Below are 18,182 nucleotides of genomic sequence, written 5' to 3' on the forward strand. Positions count from 1 at the left end.
CCGCCCCGGCCGCCCGGGTCGACGGCACGGCCGGGCCGACACAGGAAGAACCGCACGCTCGAAGAGGAATGCGCGAAGAAATTCCCGTCGCCGTGGCAGCGGGTGGGCATCCTTAGCGTCGGCCGGGTCGGCTACTCCGGGTCGACGGCGGCGGCGGTGTCGCCCACCGACAGCCGGGCGTCGTCGGCGAGGTTGCGCTTGACCACGGCCAGCGCGACCTGACCCAGCTCGAAGTGGTGCACGGCGGTGCCGACGAAGCCGACCGTCCGGCCGTCCAGGGTGACCGGGGTGCCCGCCGCCGGAAGCTGGTCGGTGGTCACCCCGTCCAGGTGCAGCAGGACGAGCCGACGCGGCGGCTTGCCCAGGTTGTGCACCCGGGCGACCGTCTCCTGCCCCCGGTAGCAGCCCTTGTCCAGGTGCACCGCCGGGGCGATCAGGCCCACCTCGGCGGGGATCGTCCGGTGGTCGGTGTCCACCCCGACCCGGGGCCGTCGGGCGGCCACCCGCACCGCCTCGTACGCCCACAGCCCGGCCGCCGGCACCCCGCCGGCACGCAGCCCGGCGACGACCCCGTCCAGGGCGGGCCGGGGCACCAGCAGGTCCACCCCGAGCGGGACCCGGCGGGCCCACCCGCCACCGGTCAGCGGCTGCACATCGTACCGGACGGTGGGGCGCGGGGGCAGCTCGCCGGAGCGGAACTTCGGACCGGGCACCGTGAGCACCTCGGGTGCGGCCAGGCCGGTCACGCCGAGCGTGGCGGCGGCGTCGGTGGCCTGTGGCCCGACCAGCGACAGCAGCGCGTGGTCGGCGGTGGTGTCACGCGGCTCGACCTGGCTGAAGAACCGCATCTTCTCCAGGTACGTCAGCAGGCCGGCGGTCATCCCCGGCTCGGTGTCCAGCCAGGTGGTCTCGCCGTCCTCGGTGACCATGGCGTGCTGCTCGACGTGCCCGTGCGGGCTGAGCACCAGCAGCTCGGTGCCCTGCCACGGGCCGAGCGCGGCGAGGTGCTGGCTGGTCAGGGTGTGCAGCCAGCCGATCCGTTCCGGGCCGGAGACGGCGACGACCCCCCGGTGCGAGCGGTCCACCAGACCGACCCCGGTGGCCAGGGTGCGCTGCTCCCGCAGCGGGTCGCCGTAGTGGGCGGCGACGCCGCGTACCCCGGCCGCCCGGTGCTCGGCGTCCGGCTGGTCCCGGCTGGCCTCGTCGATCGCCTCGACGGCGACCGCCCCCCCGATGTCGATCATGTCGGTTCCCCGTCCTCGCAGTTGTCGCAGACGCCGAAGAGCGCCACGTGCCCGATGTCCACCCGGAAGCCCCGCTCGGTGGCGAGCTGGTCGGCAAGCGGACGCATCAGCTCCGGGTCGATCTCGTCGACCGCGCCGCACTCCCGGCAGACCAGGTGGATGTGCTGGTGCTCACCCGCCGCGTGGTAGGTCGGCGAGCCGTGCGACAGGTGGGTGTGGGTCACCAGACCGAGCCGTTCCAGCAGCTCCAGTGTTCGGTAGATGGTGGTGATGTTGACCCCGGCGGCCACCTCCCGGACCGCGGTGTGCACCTGCTCCGGTGTGGCGTGCCCCAGGTCGAGCACGGCTTGGAGGACCAGTTGCCGCTGCGCCGTCAGCCGCAACCCGCGGGAGCGGAGCATTTCCGCCAGCGAGGATTCGGACACCGTCCGATCATAGTTCGGCCGCCGGGCCGCGCCCGGCCGCGTCGTGCCGCCGCTAGGCTCGGCGGTCGTGGTGGCATCGAGGATCGCCGTGCTCGGCCGGGGCGTCGTCCCCGCGACGGAGCCGGTGCTGCGCGGGGACGACCTGGGTGTGCTGCGCGGCGACGGACTGTTCGAGACCATGCACCTGCGCGGCGGACGCCCCTGGCTGCGGGCCGAACACCTGGCCCGGCTGCGCGCCGGAGCCGCTGCCCTGGAACTCCCGCTGCCACCCGACACGGTGCTGGTGGACCTGCTGGACGCCCTCGCCGAGGGCTGGCCCGGCGGGGTCGAGGGCGCGTTGCGCCTGGTCTGCACCCGGGGGCCGGAGGGCGGCGGGCTGCCCACCGTCTACGCCACCCTGGCCGAAGTGCCGGCCGCCGCGAAGCGGCTGCGCCACACCGGGGTCGCCGTCGCCACCCTGCCCCTCGGGGTGCCGGCCACGGCCCGCCCCGAACTGTCCTGGCTGCCGACGGGCATCAAGTCCATCTCGTACGCGACCAGCAGCGCCGCCCGCCGCTGGGCCGCCCGCAGCGGCGTGGACGACGTGGTCTGGGTCTCGACCGACGGCTACGTGCTGGAAGCTCCGGCCGCGAACGTCGTCTGGCTGGACGGCGACACCCTGTGCACCGTCCCGGCCGCGCGCACCGGCATCCTGCCCGGCACCACCTGCGGCTGGCTGCTCGACCACGCCACCGAGCTGGGCCTCACCCCCGCCGAGCGGATGGTCACCCCGGCCGGGCTGCACGCCGCCGCCGGAATCTGGCTGACCTCCTCGGTACGCGGCCTGGTCGAGGTCAGGACCCTCGACGGCACGCCCCGCCCGGCCGCCCCGCACACCCCCCGCCTCCGGGGGCTGCTCGGGTTTCCGTGAGGGTGGTCGGGTCAGCCGGCCACCCGGATCAGCCGGGCGGACAGGTGCGGCGAGAGGCTGTGACCCATGCCCGCCATCTCCTGGGCGTAGAGCAGCGCCCCCTCCACGATGCCGAAGAGCCGGGCACCCGCCGTCACCTCCTTGGCGGTGGCCGTACGCACCACCGCATCGGTGGCGAACTCGATCTGCGTACCCGTGCGCCGGCCGATGTGCAGCTCCATGATCCCCGTCGGCGTGGTCATCAGCGCCTCCAGCTCGTCGGTGACCCGCTCGCCGTCCAGCACCGGACGCCACCAGCCCACCTCACGCCCGGCCGGCCGGACCGGACGGCTCTCCTCGTCGAGCAGCCAGGCCCGGGACTCGTAGAACAGGAACGGCCGGCCGTCGTGGCTGATCCGGATCTCCTGGGCGTAGTCGAAGTCCTCGATGGTGGGGAACCCGCCCCGCCCCCGTCCGCGCCACACCCCGACGTACGGCAGCAGGCCGTCCAGCGACGGGTGCAACTTCGGACCGACCCGCAGGTCGTGACTCTCCTGGTACGGGTACTCCTCGACCGGCGGCGCGTTCAACCACGGCGGCTGAAGGGGATTCTCGTCGCTCACCGGGTCTCCTTCGTTCGCGACTGCGGGGCTCGCAACCCCGGCTCACTCCTCGCGCTCACCGGATCACCACTTACCTCTCGACAGGCGTACGGCCAGGTAGACCAGGCCACCGGCGAGCGCGCCCAGGCCTGCGACCAGCAGGCTGACGAACCCGATCTCGGTAACCATCATGGTCATCCTATGCTGGGCTCCATGGGCCGCACTCTCGTCGTCAAGGCCACCGCCGGAGCGGACGCCCCGGAGCGGTGCGCGCAGGCGTTCACGGTGGCCGCCACGGCCGCCGCCGCCGGGGTGACCGTGTCGCTCTGGCTGACCGGCGAATCCACCTGGTTCGCCGTGCCCGGTCGGGCCGGGCAGTTCACCCTGCCGCACTCGGCACCGCTCGACGACCTGCTGGACGTCATCCTCGCCACCGGCCAGGTCACCGCCTGCACGCAGTGCGCCGCCCGCCGGGAGATCGGCCCGGACGACGTGCTGCCCGGCGTCCGGATCGCCGGCGCGGCCGTCTTCGTCGAGGAGGCGATGGCCGAGGGCGCGCAGGCGCTGGTCTACTGACCCGGCCGCCCACCACCGGCCCCACCGGGCGGTGCTGATAATGCCCCTGTCTGTAGGCATTTTGCCTACCATGCGGAGGTGAGTCGGGCGACGGAGGAGTTCTTCGCGGCACTGCCGGCACGTGCCCCGGCGGTGCTGCGTGCCCCGGTCACCGGGACGCTCCAGATCGACCTGCTCACCGACGACCACACCGACCACTGGCTGGTACGGATCAGCCCCGGCCGGGCGGTGGTGGAACGGGCCAGCGGCCCGGCGGACGCGGTCTGGAACAGCAGCGCGGACCTCTTCGAACGGCTGGTCACCGGGCGTGCCCAGGGCGTCTCGGCGGTGCTGCGCAACGAGTCGACGTTCAGCGGCAACGTGATGCTGTTCCTGGTGTTCCGGCGGTTCTTCCCCGCCCCGCCCGGGGTACGCGACCCCCGGGAAACCGCCCGCGAGCAGACCGGACGGGCGTGATGCAGCAGCGGGTCAGCATCCTCGACGGCAACACCTTCCTGGTCTGCGACGGACGCGGGGACGTCGAACCGTCGTTCGACTTCCCGACCGGGTTGTTCTCGTTCGACACCCGGTTCCTGTCCACCTGGCTGCTCACCCTCGACGGGGAGCGGCTGCACGCCCTCTCGATCGACGACGCCCACTCCTACCAGACCCGGTTCTTCCTCGTCCCGGGTGAGCCGACGCACTACCTCGACGCCAAGGTGTCGATGATCCGAACCCGGTCGATCGGCGGCAACTTCACCGAGGAACTCACCGTGCTCAACCACTCGGGCCGGGAGACGCGCTTCGACCTGCGGCTGGAGATGGGCTCCGACTTCGCCGACCTCTTCGAGATCAAGCACCAGCGGCCGAAGAAGGGCCGCACCAGCGCCGTCGCCGAGGACAACGCGCTCCGGCTGACCTACCGGCGGGAGGCGTTCCACCGCGAGGCGGCGATCACCAGCAGCGCCGACGCCCGCGTCGACCAGGCCGGGATGACCTGGTCGATCACCGTCGCCCCGCACTCCGAGTGGAGCACCCGGCTGACCGTGACGCCGATCATCCACGGCGCTCGCGGCGAGGACGTCCGGGCGACCACCGCGCTCGGGGCGGCACGCGGGCCGTCGGTCATCCGCGACGAACAGGAGGAACTGATCGCCCGGGCGCCCCAACTCGGCTGCGACTGCGAGCCGCTCGCCGGGGCGTACCGGCAGAGCCTGCACGACCTGGCCGCCCTCCGGTACGAGTCGATCACGTTGGGCGTACGGCTGCTCGCGGCCGGCCTGCCGTGGTTCATGACCCTGTTCGGGCGGGACAGCATGCTCACCTCCTTGCAGGTGCTGCCGTTCCTGCCGGAGCTGGTGCCGCCGACGATCCTGATGCTGGCCGGGCTCCAGGGTCACCGGCTCGACGACTTCCGCGACGAGGAACCCGGCAAGATCCTGCACGAGCTGCGGTACGGGGAGACCGCAGGCTTCGAGGAGCAGCCGCACTCCCCTTACTACGGGGCGGCCGACTCGACGCCGCTGTTCCTCATCCTGCTCGACGAGTACGAGCGGTGGACCGGGGACGCCGCGCTGGTCAAACGGCTGGAGTTCGCCGCCCGCGCGGCGCTGGACTGGATCGACAGCTACGGCGACCTGCTCGGCACCGGGTACGTCTGGTACCGCAGCCGCAACCCGGAGACCGGCCTGGAGAACCAGTGCTGGAAGGACTCCTGGGACGCCATCTCCTACGCCGACGGCCGGCTGCCCGGTTTCCCCCGGGCCACCTGCGAGATCCAGGGGTACGCCTACGACGCCAAGCGGCGCGGCGCCCGGATGGCCCGGCTGTTCTGGAACGACCCGGAGTACGCCGACCGGCTGGAACGGGAGGCGGCGGCGCTCAAGGAACGCTTCAACAGGGACTTCTGGATTCCGGAGAAGGAGTACTTCGCCGTCGCCCTGGACCCGGACGGCCGGCACGTCGACTCGCTCACCTCCAACATCGGCCACCTGCTGTGGAGCGGCATCGTCGACGAGCCCCGGGCGGCCCGGATCGCCGAGCACCTGCTCGGCCCCCGGCTCTACTCCGGCTGGGGGGTACGCACGCTGGCCACCGACGAGGGCCGCTACAACCCGATCGGCTACCACGTCGGCACGGTGTGGCCGTTCGACAACGCGTTCATCGCCTGGGGCCTGAGCCGGTACGGCTTCCGGGACGAGGCCGGGCGGATCTGCGAGGCGATGCTCGACGCCTCCCGGTTCTTCGACGGACGGCTACCGGAGGCGTTCGCCGGCTACGAGCGCACCCTCACCGACTACCCGGTGCAGTATCCGACGGCGTGCAGCCCGCAGGCCTGGTCGGCGGGCACCCCGCTGCTGCTGTTGCGGGTGATCCTCGGTCTGGAACCGCAGGGCGAGCACCTGATCATCGATCCGTTGGTGCCGGAGGGGATGGGCCGGGTCGAACTGCTGGACATCCCGGGCCGGTGGGGGCGGGTCGACGCCCTGGGCCGCAGCCGTACCCCACGTGAGCACGGACCCCGGCGCTGACCGGTCGGGCGGGTCAGCCGGGGCAGCCGGTGGAGGCGGCGAGCCGTACCTGCGTGCCGGTGCCGTCGGCCAGCACGGTGGCCGGGCCGCTGCGGTAGGCGTACACCTCGGGGAGGTCGGCCACCGGGGAGCCGGCGGCCAGCGGACGCAGGCCGGTCAGCACGACCGGCGCGTCGCCTGCCGAGACGGCGACGGTACGCGCGGTGCCACCTCCCGGGCACGGGGCGGTGACCTGTTCCGGGGCGGACCGCGCCGGGCGGCCCAACGCCCGCAGCGCGGCGTCCAGCGTCGGGTCGGCGGGGGCCGCCGACGGCTGCGGATAGCCGGCACCGACCGGGCGGCACCCGGTGTCGGCGGTGAACCGGACCCGGCCACCGCTGGTGACCCGGCCCTGCACGACGACGAACTTCCCGGCGTCGGCGCGCAGCCGGGGACCCGACGCGCCGGCCCGCACCCCGGCCCGCCAGTCGGCCGGCAGCCGGTCGGCGACCCGGTCCAGCAGGGCCCGCTCGCCACCCTCGGCGACCAGCACGTCCAGCCCCCGGCTCAGGGTCGCGCCGTCGGCCATCGGGGTGATCCGGCAGCCGCGCTCGACCTGCGGACCGGTCAGCGCCCAGGCGCCGTCGCCGACCGCCGCGACCAGTTCACCGAGCGCCCGGTCGACCACCGGGCCGGCCTCGGCGAGGGTGCGCTGCTCCTTGACCGTCGGCGGGTCGTGCCGGGCCGACCACCAGGTGAGCCCGCCCACCACCACCGCCCAGGCCACCGTCACGGCCAGCAGCCAGGCTAGCCGGCGGCGCGGCGCGGACGGACCGGTCGGTGGGGCGTAGCCCTGCTGGACGGCACCGTTCACCGGGCCATCGTGTCACGCCCCCGCCGCCGGCCCACCCGCCGGTGGTCCGGGTGTCAGGCGCGCGGTACGGCGAGCCGGTAGCCGACGCCGCGTACGGTCTGCACCTGCGGGCCGCCGGCCACCTCGCGCAGTTTGCGGCGCAGCCGCTTGACCGCCGAGTGCAGGATGGCCGCGTCGCCCAGCCAGGCGCCGCCCCAGACCGAGCCGAAGATCCGTTCGTAGCTCCAGACCGCCCCCGGGTCGCCGGCCAGCCGGGCCAGCAGTTCCCGTTCCAGCCGGGTCAGCGCCAGCGGCTCCCCCCGCCAGGTGACGAGGTGGCGGGCCGGGTCGACGACGAGGTCGCCGCAGCGCACCGGGAGCTGCTCCGGCGGGGACGCGGGAGCCGGCACCGGCGGGCCCGGGAAGAGCATGGCGCGCAGCTCGGCCAGGTCGGCGCAGATCACCACCGGGCCGAGGTCGTCGAGCCGGCGGACCACCCGCTCCCGGACCGAGACGTCAGCGCTGACACAGACCACGAAAGGGATGTCGACACCGGTCACCCGTCCTCCCCAGGACCGCACCCGCCGCCCGCTGCCCGGCGGCCCGTCTGCCCACGACGGGGGCCGGCGCGGCCTGCCGTCAGCCTAGCGGTCAGCGTGGCGCCCGGTTACTGACCGAATACTGACCGACCCGATCCATTGATCAGCTTGGTTATCCGGCTGAGCATGATGCACAGCGGCCGTGGGGGCCCACGCAGCACCCACCACCGGCCACCTCCTCAGCCGCTCCGCGTGGCCGCGACCCCGGCACACGCGGCCGGGCCCGAACCGATCGGGCCCGACGACGTGGGGAGGAACAGCGTGCTCAGACGACCGACCGGACGACCGTCCCGGTGGCGATTGGTGGCCGCGCTCGCGGCCGGACTCCTGGGCCTCACCGCCCAGCCCGCACTACCCGCCGGGGCCGCGCCGGCCGCGCCCCGGGCCACCGTGGACCGGCAGGTCCTCGACGGGCTCGCCGACGGTACCGAGACCTTCCTGGTGTACCTGCGCGAACAGGCCCCGCTCGCGCAGGCGGCCCGGCTGCGCAGCCCGGACGCCCGCGCCGACGAGGTGCACCGGCTGCTCACCACCACCGCCGAGCGGACCCAGCGCGACCTGCGGGCCGTGCTCGACGACCGGAAGGCCACCTACACCGCCTACTGGATCGCCAACGCGCTGCGGGTGACCGGGGACCGGGCGCTACTGGACACCATCGCCGCCCGGCCCGAGGTCGAGCGGATCGCACCGACCCGCAGCTACCCGCTGATCCGTCCGGTGCGCAGCACCGCCGCCCGCGCCGGCACCGACGCCGTCGAGTGGGGGCTGACCAACATCGGCGCACCCCGCGTCTGGGACGAGTTCGGCGACCGGGGCGAGGGCCTGGTCGTCGCCAACATCGACAGCGGCGTGCAGTTCGACCACCCCGCGCTCGTCGGCTCCTACCGGGGCAACCTGGGTGGCGGCACGTTCGACCACAACTACGACTGGTACGACCCGGCCGGCATCTGCCCGCAGGACGCCCCCTGCGACAACAACGACCACGGCACCCACACCATGGGCACCATGGTCGGCACCGACGGCTCCGCCAACCAGGTGGGGGTCGCCCCCGGCGCGAAGTGGATCGCCGCCAAGGGCTGCGAGTCCAACAGCTGCTCGGACGCCTCGCTGCTGGCCGCCGGTCAGTGGGTGCTCGCCCCGACCGACCTCAACGGCCAGAACCCCCGCCCCGACCTGCGCCCCGACATCGTCAACAACTCGTGGGGCGGCGACGGCGGCGACCCGTGGTACCAGCAGACCGTGGCCGCCTGGCGGGCCGCCGGGATGTTCCCGGTCTTCTCCGCCGGCAACGACGGCCCGGCCTGCGGCAGCGCCGGCTCCCCAGGCGACAACCCCAACGCGTACGCGGTCGGCTCGTACGACGTGAACAACGCCATCTCCGGCTTCTCCGGCCGGGGTGACGCCACCGACCCGGCCGGGCTGAAGCCGAACATCGCCGCGCCGGGGAGCAACGTGCGCTCCAGCGTCCCCGGTAACGGGTACGCGTCGTTCAGCGGCACCTCGATGGCCGCCCCGCACGTCGCCGGCACGGTCGCCCTGATCTGGTCGGCCGCGCCCAGCCTGCGCGGGGACATCGCCGGCACCGAGGCGCTGCTCGACCGCACCGCGACCGACGTCGACGCGACCACCTGCGGGGGCACCGCCGCCGACAACAACGTCTTCGGCGAGGGGCGGCTCAACGCGTACGAGGCGGTCCTGCAGGCCCCGCGTGGTCCGGTGGGGCAGGTCGGCGGCCGGGTCACCGACGCGGCGACCGGCGACCCGGTGGCGGGTGCCACCGTCGCCACGGGCGCGCGCAGCGTCACCACCGGCACCGACGGCAGGTACTCGCTGACCGTCCCGGCCGGCGAGACCACGCTGACCGTGTCCGCGTACGGCTTCCGGACCGCGACCGGCACCGTGACCGTCCCGGAGGACGGCACGGCCACCCGGGACTTCGCCCTGACGGCCACGCCGACGGTCACCGTCTCCGGTCGGGTCACCGACGGCTCCGGGCACGGCTGGCCGCTGTACGCCAGGATCGAGGTCGCCGGCCGCCCCGGCGCGCCCGTCTTCACCGACCCGGTGACCGGCCGGTACTCGTTCACCGTGGCCGGCAACACCGACTACCGGCTCACCGTCACCGCGAACTACCCGGGCTACCGCACGGTGACCAAGGACCTGACCGTCGGGTCGACGGGCACCACGGCCGACATCCCGGTCCCCGTCGAGGCGGCCTGTGCCGCCGCCGGCTACACCGGCAGCCTCAGCGCGCCACTGCTGTCGCAGAGCTTCGACGGCACCACCGCGCCCGAGGGCTGGACGGTGCGCAACCGCACCGACAAGGGCGGCTGGGTCTTCAACGACCCGGGTGCGCGGGGCAACCTGACCGGCGGCACCGGCGGGTTCGCGATCGTCGACAGCGACAAGCTCGGCACCGGCAACACCCAGGACACCGACCTGGTCACCCCGCCGGTCGACCTGTCCGCCTCGGCCGCGCCGCTGCTGCGCTTCCGCAGTGACTGGCGGGCCGTCGGGATCAGCGACACCGCCGACGTGGACGTCTCCACCGACGCCGGGGCGAGCTGGACGAACGTCTGGCACCAGACGGCGAGCCGACGCGGCCCCCGGGTCGAGGAGGTGCCGCTGACCCCGGCGGCCGGCGCGGCCGGTGCGCTGGTGCGCTTCCGGTTCAAGGGCACCTATGCCTGGTGGTGGCAGGTGGACGACGTCCAGCTGGTGAACCGGGACTGCACCCCCGTTCCGGGGGGCCTGGTGGTCGGCAACACCACCGACCGCAACACCGGCGCGGCGGTCAACGGGGTGACGGTGACCAGCGTCGACCGGCCCACCGACACGGCCGTCTCGGCGGCCACCCCGGACGACCCGAACCTGCCGGACGGCTTCTACCACCTCTTCTCGGGGCTGACCGGCACCCACCCGTTCACCGCCTCCCGGCCGCCGTACACGGCGGTCACCCAGCAGGTGACCGTGGTGGCCGACAGCACCCGCCGGGCCGACCTGGCCCTGGCCGCGGGGCGGCTCACCGTCAGCACCACCACGATCGAGGCCCACCAGCCGTACGGCAGCACCCGCAACGCCAAGGTGACGGTACGCAACACCGGCACCGCCCCGGCGACCGTGGAGCTGCTGGAACGCGGTGGCGGGTTCGAGGTGCTGTCCACCGTCGGCGCACCGCTGCGGGAGCAGGTGGTCAAGGGGATCAGCACCGGCCGTACGGGTGCCCGCTACGGCGGCGGGTCGGTCGACGCCGCGCCGCAGGCCGACGACGCCTGGGCCCGGATCACCAACCTGCCCGCGGCGATCTACGACAACGCGGCGGCCAACCTGGACGGCAAGGTCTACTCGGTCGGCGGCGGTGGGGACACCGGCAACGAGCGCAAGGCCTGGGTGTTCGATCCGGCCACCGGCGTCTGGACGGCGCTGCCCGACCTGCCGCACGCCCGGTCCAAGCCGTCCGCCGTGGGGATCAGCGGCAAGCTGTACGTGATCGGCGGTTGGGGCGACGGCGACGGCATGGAGCCGTCGGTGGACGTCTTCGACCCGGCCACCGGGGCGTGGAGCACCCTGGCCGGGGCGGTCAACCCGGCACCCGCCGCCGCGGCCGGCACCGCCGTGGCCGGGGGCAAGGTGTACCTGGTCGGCGGCTGCGTCGACACCACCTGCACGGAGAGCAACAAGCTGGTGGTGTTCGACCCGCGTACCGGCACGTTCCGCACCGGCGCGGTCTACCCGCACCCGGTCTCCTGGGTGTCCTGCGGCGGGATCGGCAGCCAGGTGTACTGCGCGGGCGGGGTCGCCGCCGACGAGTACACCGACACCTGGCGGTACGAGCCGGCGTCGGACACCTGGAGCGCGTTGCCGAACCTCCCGGTCGACCTCTGGGGCTCCCAGTACGCGTCGGCCGGCGGCCTGCTGGTGCTGGCCGGCGGGGTAACGGGCGGCTCGACGTCGGTCACCAACCGGACGCTCGGCTTCGACCCGGTCGCCGGGGCCTGGCGGAACCTGCCGAACGCCCAGTTCAGCAGGTATCGGGGTGCCGCCGCCTGCGGGGCGTACAAGATCGGTGGGTCGCCCAGCTCGTTCGTCGGCTCGCCGGACAGCGAACGGCTCGGCGGGCTGGAGGGCTGCTCGGACGCCAGTGACCTGCCGTGGCTGTCCACCGCGCCGACCAGCTTCACGCTCGCCCCGGGGGCGTCCCAGACGGTCACCGTCACGCTGACCGCCACGGCGGCAGCCGGGGTGCTCCAGCCCGGGGCGTACTCGGGTGAGCTGGGGATCACCTCGGACACGCCGTACCCGGTGTCGTCGGTCGGGGTCGAGATGAACGTCTCGCCGCCGAACAACTGGGGCAAGATCCAGGGCACGGTGACCGGGGTGACCTGCGGCGGCCAGACCGTCGGCGTCCCGGCCACGATCCGGCTGAACCTGGTCGGCTCGACCACCGGCACCACGCTCACCGCCGACGCCCAGGGTCGCTACGCCTGGTGGCTGCCGAAGGGCAGGTACGAGGCGATCGTGGCCAAGGACGGTTGGGTGCCCCAGGTCCAGCGCACCGTCGTGGAAGCGGGCATCGTGGGGACGCTCAACTTCGGGCTGACCCCGACGTCGACCTGCGCGGGAGTCCGGGCATCCGGCCTCTGACCGGCTCCACGTGGTGGCCGTCGACCCCGCCCGGGGTCGGCGGCCACCGCCATCTCTCCCCCCGCCCTTGGGGCGGCGTCCGTCGTGAATCGACGCTATTGGGCCGAGGCAGCGGTATCCGCCCGCTCCGATACCGCTACCTCACTGACAACGTGTTGACCACGGCGACCTGACGCGCTTCGGTCGCCGGGGACCGGCCAGCGGCGCGGGGCCGGTCACCCCGGGTGGGGTGACCGGCCCCGCGCCGATCGTGAGCGTGGGTCAGGCGACCGTGACGGTGACCTCGTTGACGCCCCGGTTGGCGGTCACGGCGGTGTCGCCGTTGCCGTGCCGGGACAGCGCCCGCAGGGTCCAGTTGCCCGGCGCGGCGAAGAACCGGAACTGCCCGGCCGGGGAGGTGACGACCTCGGCGGTGAACTCACCCGTCGAGTCGAGCAGCCGGACGTACGCGCCGGGCACGACGTCGCCCGACTCGGCCAGCACCTGGCCGGTGATGACGGTTTCCTTCTCCAGGTCCAGGCTGGCCGGCAGGGGCGCGGACTGGTCCGGCGCGGCGCAGCCGGCGGCGGTGGGAGCGGTCATGGCTCAGGCCTCCCCGGGCTCGTCGCCGAGGGCCACCGGCACGCCGACCAGCGAGCCGTACTCGGTCCAGGAACCGTCGTAGTTCTTGACGTTGGTGTGGCCGAGCAGCTCCTGGAGGACGAACCAGGTGTGCGAGGAGCGCTCGCCGATCCGGCAGTACGCGATGGTCTCCTTGCCGTCGTCCAGCCCCGCGTCGGCGTAGATCTTGCGCAGCTCGTCGTCGGACTTGAAGGTGCCGTCCTCGTTGGCCGCCTTGGACCACGGCACGCTGATCGCGGTGGGGATGTGCCCGGCCCGCTGCGCCTGCTCCTGCGGCAGGTGGGCGGGGGCCAGCAGCCGGCCGGCGAACTCGTCGGGGCTGCGCACGTCGACCAGGTTCTTGGTGCCGATCGCGTCGACGACCTCGTCGCGGAAGGCCCGGATCGAGGTGTCCGGCTCGCTCGCGACGTACTGCGTCTTCGGCCGCTCCACCGCGTCGGTGACCAGCGGGCGGGCGTCCAGCTCCCACTTCTTGCGACCGCCGTCGAGCAGCTTGACGTCGCGGTGGCCGTAGAGCTTGAAGTACCAGTACGCGTACGCGGCGAACCAGTTGTTGTTGCCGCCGTAGAGGACCACGACGTCGTCGTTGCCGATGCCCCGCTCGGAGAGCAGCGCCTCGAACTGGGCCTTGTTGACGAAGTCCCGGCGGATCGGGTCCTGGAGGTCGGTCTTCCAGTCGAGCTTGATGGCACCGGCGATGTGGCCGGTGTCGTAGGCCGAGGTGTCCTCGTCGACCTCGACGAAGACGACGCCCGGGGCGTCGAGGTTCTTCTCGGCCCATTCGGCCGAGACGAGTGCGGTGTCGCGACTCATCAGATCACTCCCTGGTGAGGATGGGTGGTGAGCCAGCGCGGGTGGTGGAGATCGGTGATGTCGCACCATGCGCGGGACCCATAGAGGAACGGATCACGGGTTCGTGCGACGGCGCCGCTGCCGGACGTTTCGGAGGGTTGGCACCGAAGGTCGGGAGGACCCTGGGCGCGGTGGCCGCTGGGCGGCCGGAGACAGCCCCGCCGTCAGATGGCGGAGCGACACAGGCAGGTGGCCACGCGGCACAGGTCGACCGCGCGCCGTTTGGTGAGGTGCGTCCCCATGGGCTCGGAGCCTACCAGCCGTCCCGGAGAGTGCCAGCTCACGACCAACATGCGGGACGCGGGCCCACCAGGCGGGCAGCGCCGGGCGGGCCCCGCGTCCAGGACTGAGCGGTGACTCAGCTCGGCGAGTTGATCGGGACGTCCTTCGCGTCGGCGGTCACCGTGAGCCCCTCCGGGCGCGGCTCGACCTTGCGCACGTTGAGCTGGAACGGCAGCGACGGCAGGGGCACGTCGACCGAGATGCCCCGGGCGTAGTTGTTCAGCAGGGTCCGGGCCAGCGGCACCGCCGGCAGCCCTTGGGCGTTCAGGTCGCTGAACTTCAGCGACACCTTGCCGTCGTCGGCCACGGTCACGTCGGCGGTGCCGGTGACGGTGAGCTTCTGGCCGAGGATGTCGACAGGCGCGGTGACGGCGAGCTTGCCGTTCTGCTCACCGAGCTTGAGCCCCGGCCGGTCCAGCAGCTTGGCCAGGCTGTCGTAGGTGACCGTGCCGGTGCCGGACACCGTCTCGGCCACCACCTCGCCCTGCCCGGAGCGGATGGTGTCCAGCGGGGCGCGCACGTTGCGGGCGTCCACGTCGAGGCGGGGCAGGCTGACCGCGTTGCCCTCCACCGACCCCTGCACGTCGGTCAGCACGATGGAGATCCGCTCGTACCGGCCGTCGACGACCTGGGTGAGGAACGGGAAGCCGCCCACGTCGACCTGGGGCGGCGCGGAGCTGGCGTCCTGCTTGGCGACCTCCTGCTGCACCTGGTCGGCGATGGCGCGCTCGGCCAGCCCGGCCGCCACCCGGTCGGCCACCACCAGCAACCCGCCCAGGATCAGCACCAGGACGACAAGTACGACGAGCCACCTGCGCCCGCGCCGCCGGGGCCGCTCCTCGTACGTCTGCGCCACGCCCGTCTCCGTCCGTCGTCACCGCCGCGGTCGCGCGACGTGCCAGTCATCGGTGCCGCCGCCCGCGGCGCACCGCTACTACCCGAGCGCCGCCGCGCCCAATCGCGCCGCGCGCCCCGCCGCCGTCAGCCGGCGGTCAGAGAAAGAGCACACACATGGCGTACGCCGCCGGAGCGGCGAGCGCGAACCCGCCCAGCGGGCCCTGCATGTGCCGGGCGATCCACATGGTGGGCGGCTCGCCGGCCATCAACCGGCCCGCCTCGGCGTAGCCGACGGCGAGGTCGGCGAGCACGGCGGTGGCTGCGGTGACCAGCCCGATCACCGCGGCGCTGGTCGGGGTGAAGCCGACCAGGTAGCTGCCGAGCAGGGCGCTGGTGAGGGTGCCGACCATCGCGCCGACGACCACCCCGGCGGCCCCCCGGGGCACCTGCGGCGCGAGCCGGGGCCAGGCCAGGACGGCGTCGGTGAGCCGGGCCACGGTGAGGGCGACGCCGGTGGCGGCCAGGCAGACGGTGATCGCCTGGGTGCCGGCGGGAATCCGGCTGAGCGTGATCAGGGTGGCGAACGCCACCACGCCGACCACGATGAGCAGGGTGGTGCCGAGCGAGTCGGTCACCCGGACCCGGTCGACCCGGCGGACGAGCTGACCGAGCACCCCGACCAGGAACCCGCCCAGCGCCACGTACCCCAGCGGGGCCAGCCCGGCGACGTCGGTCTGCACGGCGGCGACGTCGGCCGCGGCGGCGACCACGCCGCTGGTCAGCGCGACCAGCAGCAGCGCGGGCGGGCGCATGGCCATCGTCCAGGCCAGCACGAAGAGCAGTTGCACGCCGAACACGATGATCGCGAACGGCAGCCGGTGCCCGGGGCCGGCGGTCTGCGCGCCGAGCACCAGGCCGACGCCGAGCAGCGCGGCGAAACCGGCGACGGTCAGCGAGAGCGGGCGGCGTACCTCGACCGGCTCGATCGGCTCCTCGTCCGGCTCGACCTCGTCGTCCTCGGTGCGGCGCGGCTGGCCGCCCTTGCGGAACCGGCGTGGGCCGCGCTCGCGCCGGCTCCCGGCGTCGTCGTCGGGGGCGGGACGGGGACCGGGTGCGGGCCCTCCGGCCGGGCCGGCGGGCCCGTCGGGGGCTTCGTCGGCCCACGGGTCACGGCCGGTCTCGGGCGAGGTGGAGGGAAACACGCCCCGATCGTGCCAGACCGACCGGGATCGGCGGGGATCACGGGGCGTCGGACGGGGATCACGGTTTCGGCGACGTTAAAACCTGACCGGTGATCACGGGCAGATCCGACAAACAGGAAAGGACGCCGGGGTGACAGCGGAGCAATCGGTTACGCTCAGGCTGTTACCCGCCCGTCAGCGACGCCGGGACCCACGCAAGTTCTCAGCGCCCTACCCACCCGTGGGGCAGCTGGTCGCGTGCGGCCGAAGGGCCGCCGGGACGGAGGTGATCGTGTGGAGCTCCTGCTGCTGGTGACCGCGCGCGCAGGTGAGCCCTCGGCGGTACTGCCGGCACTCGACCTGTTGCCGCATTCGGTCCGTACCGCACCGCGTGACGTCCGCACCCTGGTTTCCGGGCCCAGCCCGGACGCGGTGCTGGTCGACGCCCGGTCGGAGTTGAGCGAGGCCCGTGCCACCTGCCGCATGCTGCACGCCACCGGCCTGGGCGTGCCGCTGGTCGCGGTGGTGACGGAGGCCGGCCTGATCGCCCTGAACGCCGACTGGGGCGTCGACGACGTGATCCTGGCCGGCGCGGGCCCGGCCGAGGTGGAGGCCCGGCTGCGGCTCGCCGTGGGCCGGCTGAGCAACGCCACCTCCGGCGCCGGTGGTTCGATCCGCGCCGGCGAGCTGAACATCGACCCGGACACCTACGCGGCGAAGCTGAAGGGCCGCCCGCTCGACCTCACCTACAAGGAGTTCGAGCTGCTCAAGTTCCTCGCCCAGCACCCGGGCCGGGTGTTCACCCGGGACCAGTTGCTCCGCGAGGTCTGGGGCTACGACTACTTCGGCGGCACCCGGACGGTGGACGTGCACGTCCGCCGGCTGCGGGCCAAGCTCGGCTCGGAGTACGAGTCGATGATCGGCACCGTCCGCCAGGTGGGCTACAAGTTCGTGGTCCCGCCGTCGTCCCGGTCGCTGCCCGAGTCCGAGCCCGCACCGCTGCCGGTCTGATCGGGGGCGGTGGCACCGCACCCCGGTAGGACTATTTCCGATACGCCCCTTTTGCTCCTGTTGTCGGCTCTATTCTTGGTGCCGTAATCAGCAGGGGTGAGAGGGGCTACGGTGCGTGCACTGACCACGGGGGCGACGAGAGGGCCGTCCCGCGATCCGGACCGGCGGTGGCGCTGATGCGTACCCGGTCGACCGGCGGAACCATCGGCGTCGTCACGCTGGTGCTGGCCGCCCTGCTCGGGTCCGCGTACGCGCTCGGCCGCAGCATGACCCCCGACCCGCCCCGCCAGCCCCTCGGCGCGGCGGCGCAGGTCGACGGTGCCGAGTACGGCGAGCAACCCGCCGCCCCGTCCGCCACCACTGACGGCACCCGCCCCGACGCGTCCGCCCCGGCCGACACCCCCACCGCCGGAGCCGACCCGGACGCGCCGCAGCCCGCCAGCGGCGGTGACGGCCCGTTCGGCAGCCACGCCAGCACCGGCACCGGTGAGGTCGCGCTGACCTTCGACGACGGCCCCGACCCGACGTACACGCCGCAGGTGCTGGAGTTGCTGCGCACGTACGGGGTCAAGGCGACGTTCTGCGTGGTGGGCGAGAACGCCCAGGACCATCCGGACCTGATCCGGGCGATCGTGGCCGACGGGCACACCCTGTGCAACCACTCGTGGCAGCACGACGTGCTGCTCGGCAACCGTTCCCCGGCCCTGATCCGGGCCGACCTGCTGCGCACCAACGACGCCATCCACGCCGCCGTGCCGGACGCCCCGGTCAGCTACTTCCGGCAGCCCGGAGGGGCCTGGACGTACCCCGTGGTGTCGGTCGCCGAGGGGTTGGGGATGACCCCGCTGCACTGGACCGTCGACCCCAACGACTGGCAGGTCCCCGGGGCCGCGAAGATCACCGCGACGGTCTCCCATGACACCGGGCCGGGCGCGATCGTGCTCATGCACGACGCCGGCGGCGACCGGCAGGGCACCGTGGACGCGCTGCGTCGGCTGCTGCCCGACCTCACCGCCCGATTCCGGCTGGAGGCGCTACCGACAAGCGGGGCCAACTGAGCCGGCGACGCCGACTACG

Annotated in this window: 18 protein-coding genes; 7 read left to right on the top strand and 11 right to left on the bottom strand. The window is 73.5% G+C overall.

Annotated elements, in window-relative coordinates:
- Nucleotides 1-131: 131 nt before the first annotated feature.
- Complete coding sequence (gene ygfZ / locus Q2K16_RS17125) at nucleotides 132-1,244, bottom strand: CAF17-like 4Fe-4S cluster assembly/insertion protein YgfZ (RefSeq protein WP_302738611.1); 1,113 nt, start codon at nucleotides 1,242-1,244, stop codon at nucleotides 132-134.
- Nucleotides 1,241-1,645 (bottom strand): Fur family transcriptional regulator, encoded by a 405-nt coding sequence (locus Q2K16_RS17130; protein WP_145923066.1) that lies wholly within the window; start codon nucleotides 1,643-1,645, stop codon nucleotides 1,241-1,243. The genes ygfZ and Q2K16_RS17130 overlap by 4 nt, the downstream gene beginning before the upstream one ends.
- Nucleotides 1,646-1,736: 91 nt before the next feature.
- Here Q2K16_RS17130 and Q2K16_RS17135 point away from each other — a divergent pair, with 91 nt between their 5' ends.
- Nucleotides 1,737-2,579 carry an aminotransferase class IV gene (locus tag Q2K16_RS17135; protein ID WP_302738612.1) on the top strand — a complete coding sequence of 281 codons (843 nt, stop codon included), beginning with the start codon at nucleotides 1,737-1,739 and terminating at the stop codon, nucleotides 2,577-2,579.
- An 11-nt stretch (nucleotides 2,580-2,590) separates the two neighbouring features.
- Here Q2K16_RS17135 and Q2K16_RS17140 read toward each other — a convergent pair whose 3' ends face one another.
- Together Q2K16_RS17140 and mtfM are read right to left on the bottom strand one after the other, a co-directional pair.
- Entirely contained in the window at nucleotides 2,591-3,181 is a 591-nt protein-coding gene (locus tag Q2K16_RS17140; protein WP_302738613.1) for a heme-binding beta-barrel domain-containing protein, read from the bottom strand.
- A gap of 63 nt (nucleotides 3,182-3,244) precedes the next feature.
- Entirely contained in the window at nucleotides 3,245-3,349 is a 105-nt protein-coding gene (gene mtfM / locus Q2K16_RS17145) for a small membrane protein MtfM (protein WP_067315095.1), read from the bottom strand.
- A 12-nt stretch (nucleotides 3,350-3,361) separates the two neighbouring features.
- On the opposite strand from mtfM, the gene Q2K16_RS17150 reads away from it, so the two are divergent.
- From Q2K16_RS17150 to Q2K16_RS17160, 3 genes are all read left to right on the top strand, one after another.
- Complete coding sequence (locus Q2K16_RS17150; protein ID WP_302738614.1) at nucleotides 3,362-3,736, top strand: DsrE family protein; 375 nt, start codon at nucleotides 3,362-3,364, stop codon at nucleotides 3,734-3,736.
- Nucleotides 3,737-3,814: 78 nt separating this feature from the next.
- Entirely contained in the window at nucleotides 3,815-4,192 is a 378-nt protein-coding gene (locus Q2K16_RS17155) for an SCP2 sterol-binding domain-containing protein (RefSeq protein WP_302738615.1), read from the top strand.
- Nucleotides 4,192-6,246: an amylo-alpha-1,6-glucosidase gene (locus Q2K16_RS17160; RefSeq protein ID WP_302746512.1), complete on the top strand. Its 2,055-nt coding sequence runs from the start codon at nucleotides 4,192-4,194 to the stop codon at nucleotides 6,244-6,246. The genes Q2K16_RS17155 and Q2K16_RS17160 overlap by 1 nt, the downstream gene beginning before the upstream one ends.
- A gap of 13 nt (nucleotides 6,247-6,259) precedes the next feature.
- Here Q2K16_RS17160 and Q2K16_RS17165 read toward each other — a convergent pair whose 3' ends face one another.
- Together Q2K16_RS17165 and Q2K16_RS17170 are read right to left on the bottom strand one after the other, a co-directional pair.
- A complete protein-coding gene (locus Q2K16_RS17165; RefSeq protein WP_302738616.1) occupies nucleotides 6,260-7,099 on the bottom strand; it encodes a hypothetical protein in 840 nt (279 codons plus the stop codon).
- A gap of 53 nt (nucleotides 7,100-7,152) precedes the next feature.
- Entirely contained in the window at nucleotides 7,153-7,638 is a 486-nt protein-coding gene (locus Q2K16_RS17170) for a winged helix-turn-helix domain-containing protein (protein WP_302738617.1), read from the bottom strand.
- A 300-nt stretch (nucleotides 7,639-7,938) separates the two neighbouring features.
- Here Q2K16_RS17170 and Q2K16_RS17175 point away from each other — a divergent pair, with 300 nt between their 5' ends.
- Nucleotides 7,939-12,321, top strand: coding sequence for a S8 family serine peptidase (locus tag Q2K16_RS17175; protein WP_302738618.1), 4,383 nt, complete (start codon nucleotides 7,939-7,941; stop codon nucleotides 12,319-12,321).
- 261 nt (nucleotides 12,322-12,582) lie between these two features.
- Here Q2K16_RS17175 and Q2K16_RS17180 read toward each other — a convergent pair whose 3' ends face one another.
- From Q2K16_RS17180 to Q2K16_RS17195, 5 genes are all read right to left on the bottom strand, one after another.
- Nucleotides 12,583-12,903 carry a DUF1416 domain-containing protein gene (locus Q2K16_RS17180; protein ID WP_088643163.1) on the bottom strand — a complete coding sequence of 107 codons (321 nt, stop codon included), beginning with the start codon at nucleotides 12,901-12,903 and terminating at the stop codon, nucleotides 12,583-12,585.
- A 3-nt stretch (nucleotides 12,904-12,906) separates the two neighbouring features.
- Nucleotides 12,907-13,755, bottom strand: a complete 849-nt coding sequence (locus Q2K16_RS17185; protein ID WP_302738619.1) for a sulfurtransferase — start codon at nucleotides 13,753-13,755, stop codon at nucleotides 12,907-12,909.
- 203 nt (nucleotides 13,756-13,958) lie between these two features.
- Complete coding sequence (locus tag Q2K16_RS33040; RefSeq protein WP_368052481.1) at nucleotides 13,959-14,087, bottom strand: Ms5788A family Cys-rich leader peptide; 129 nt, start codon at nucleotides 14,085-14,087, stop codon at nucleotides 13,959-13,961.
- Nucleotides 14,088-14,152: 65 nt separating this feature from the next.
- Entirely contained in the window at nucleotides 14,153-14,932 is a 780-nt protein-coding gene (locus tag Q2K16_RS17190) for an LmeA family phospholipid-binding protein (RefSeq protein ID WP_302738620.1), read from the bottom strand.
- Between the two features lie 136 nt (nucleotides 14,933-15,068).
- On the bottom strand, nucleotides 15,069-16,115 hold the full coding sequence (locus tag Q2K16_RS17195) for a hypothetical protein (protein ID WP_302738621.1): 1,047 nt from the start codon (nucleotides 16,113-16,115) through the stop codon (nucleotides 15,069-15,071).
- A 273-nt stretch (nucleotides 16,116-16,388) separates the two neighbouring features.
- Between Q2K16_RS17195 and Q2K16_RS17200 the strand changes: the two genes are divergently transcribed.
- Both Q2K16_RS17200 and Q2K16_RS17205 read left to right on the top strand, forming a co-directional pair.
- Nucleotides 16,389-17,105, top strand: a complete 717-nt coding sequence (locus tag Q2K16_RS17200; protein WP_088643167.1) for a winged helix-turn-helix transcriptional regulator — start codon at nucleotides 16,389-16,391, stop codon at nucleotides 17,103-17,105.
- Between the two features lie 176 nt (nucleotides 17,106-17,281).
- Entirely contained in the window at nucleotides 17,282-18,163 is an 882-nt protein-coding gene (locus Q2K16_RS17205) for a polysaccharide deacetylase family protein (RefSeq protein ID WP_302738622.1), read from the top strand.
- Nucleotides 18,164-18,182 lie beyond the last annotated feature (19 nt).

The organism is Micromonospora cynarisoli (genome assembly GCF_030518815.1).
GTDB classification, from domain to species: domain Bacteria; phylum Actinomycetota; class Actinomycetes; order Mycobacteriales; family Micromonosporaceae; genus Micromonospora; species Micromonospora wenchangensis.

Coding starts and splice junctions, on each gene's coding strand:
- ygfZ (WP_302738611.1), bottom strand. CDS start 1,244: ATGATCGACATCGGGGGGGCGGTCGCCGTCGAGGCGATCGACGAGGCC.
- Q2K16_RS17130 (WP_145923066.1), bottom strand. CDS start 1,645: ATGCTCCGCTCCCGCGGGTTGCGGCTGACGGCGCAGCGGCAACTGGTC.
- mtfM (WP_067315095.1), bottom strand. CDS start 3,349: ATGGTTACCGAGATCGGGTTCGTCAGCCTGCTGGTCGCAGGCCTGGGC.
- Q2K16_RS17150 (WP_302738614.1), top strand. CDS start 3,362: ATGCTGGGCTCCATGGGCCGCACTCTCGTCGTCAAGGCCACCGCCGGA.
- Q2K16_RS17160 (WP_302746512.1), top strand. CDS start 4,192: ATGCAGCAGCGGGTCAGCATCCTCGACGGCAACACCTTCCTGGTCTGC.
- Q2K16_RS17180 (WP_088643163.1), bottom strand. CDS start 12,903: ATGACCGCTCCCACCGCCGCCGGCTGCGCCGCGCCGGACCAGTCCGCG.
- Q2K16_RS17185 (WP_302738619.1), bottom strand. CDS start 13,755: ATGAGTCGCGACACCGCACTCGTCTCGGCCGAATGGGCCGAGAAGAAC.
- Q2K16_RS33040 (WP_368052481.1), bottom strand. CDS start 14,087: ATGTTGGTCGTGAGCTGGCACTCTCCGGGACGGCTGGTAGGCTCCGAG.
- Q2K16_RS17205 (WP_302738622.1), top strand. CDS start 17,282: ATGCGTACCCGGTCGACCGGCGGAACCATCGGCGTCGTCACGCTGGTG.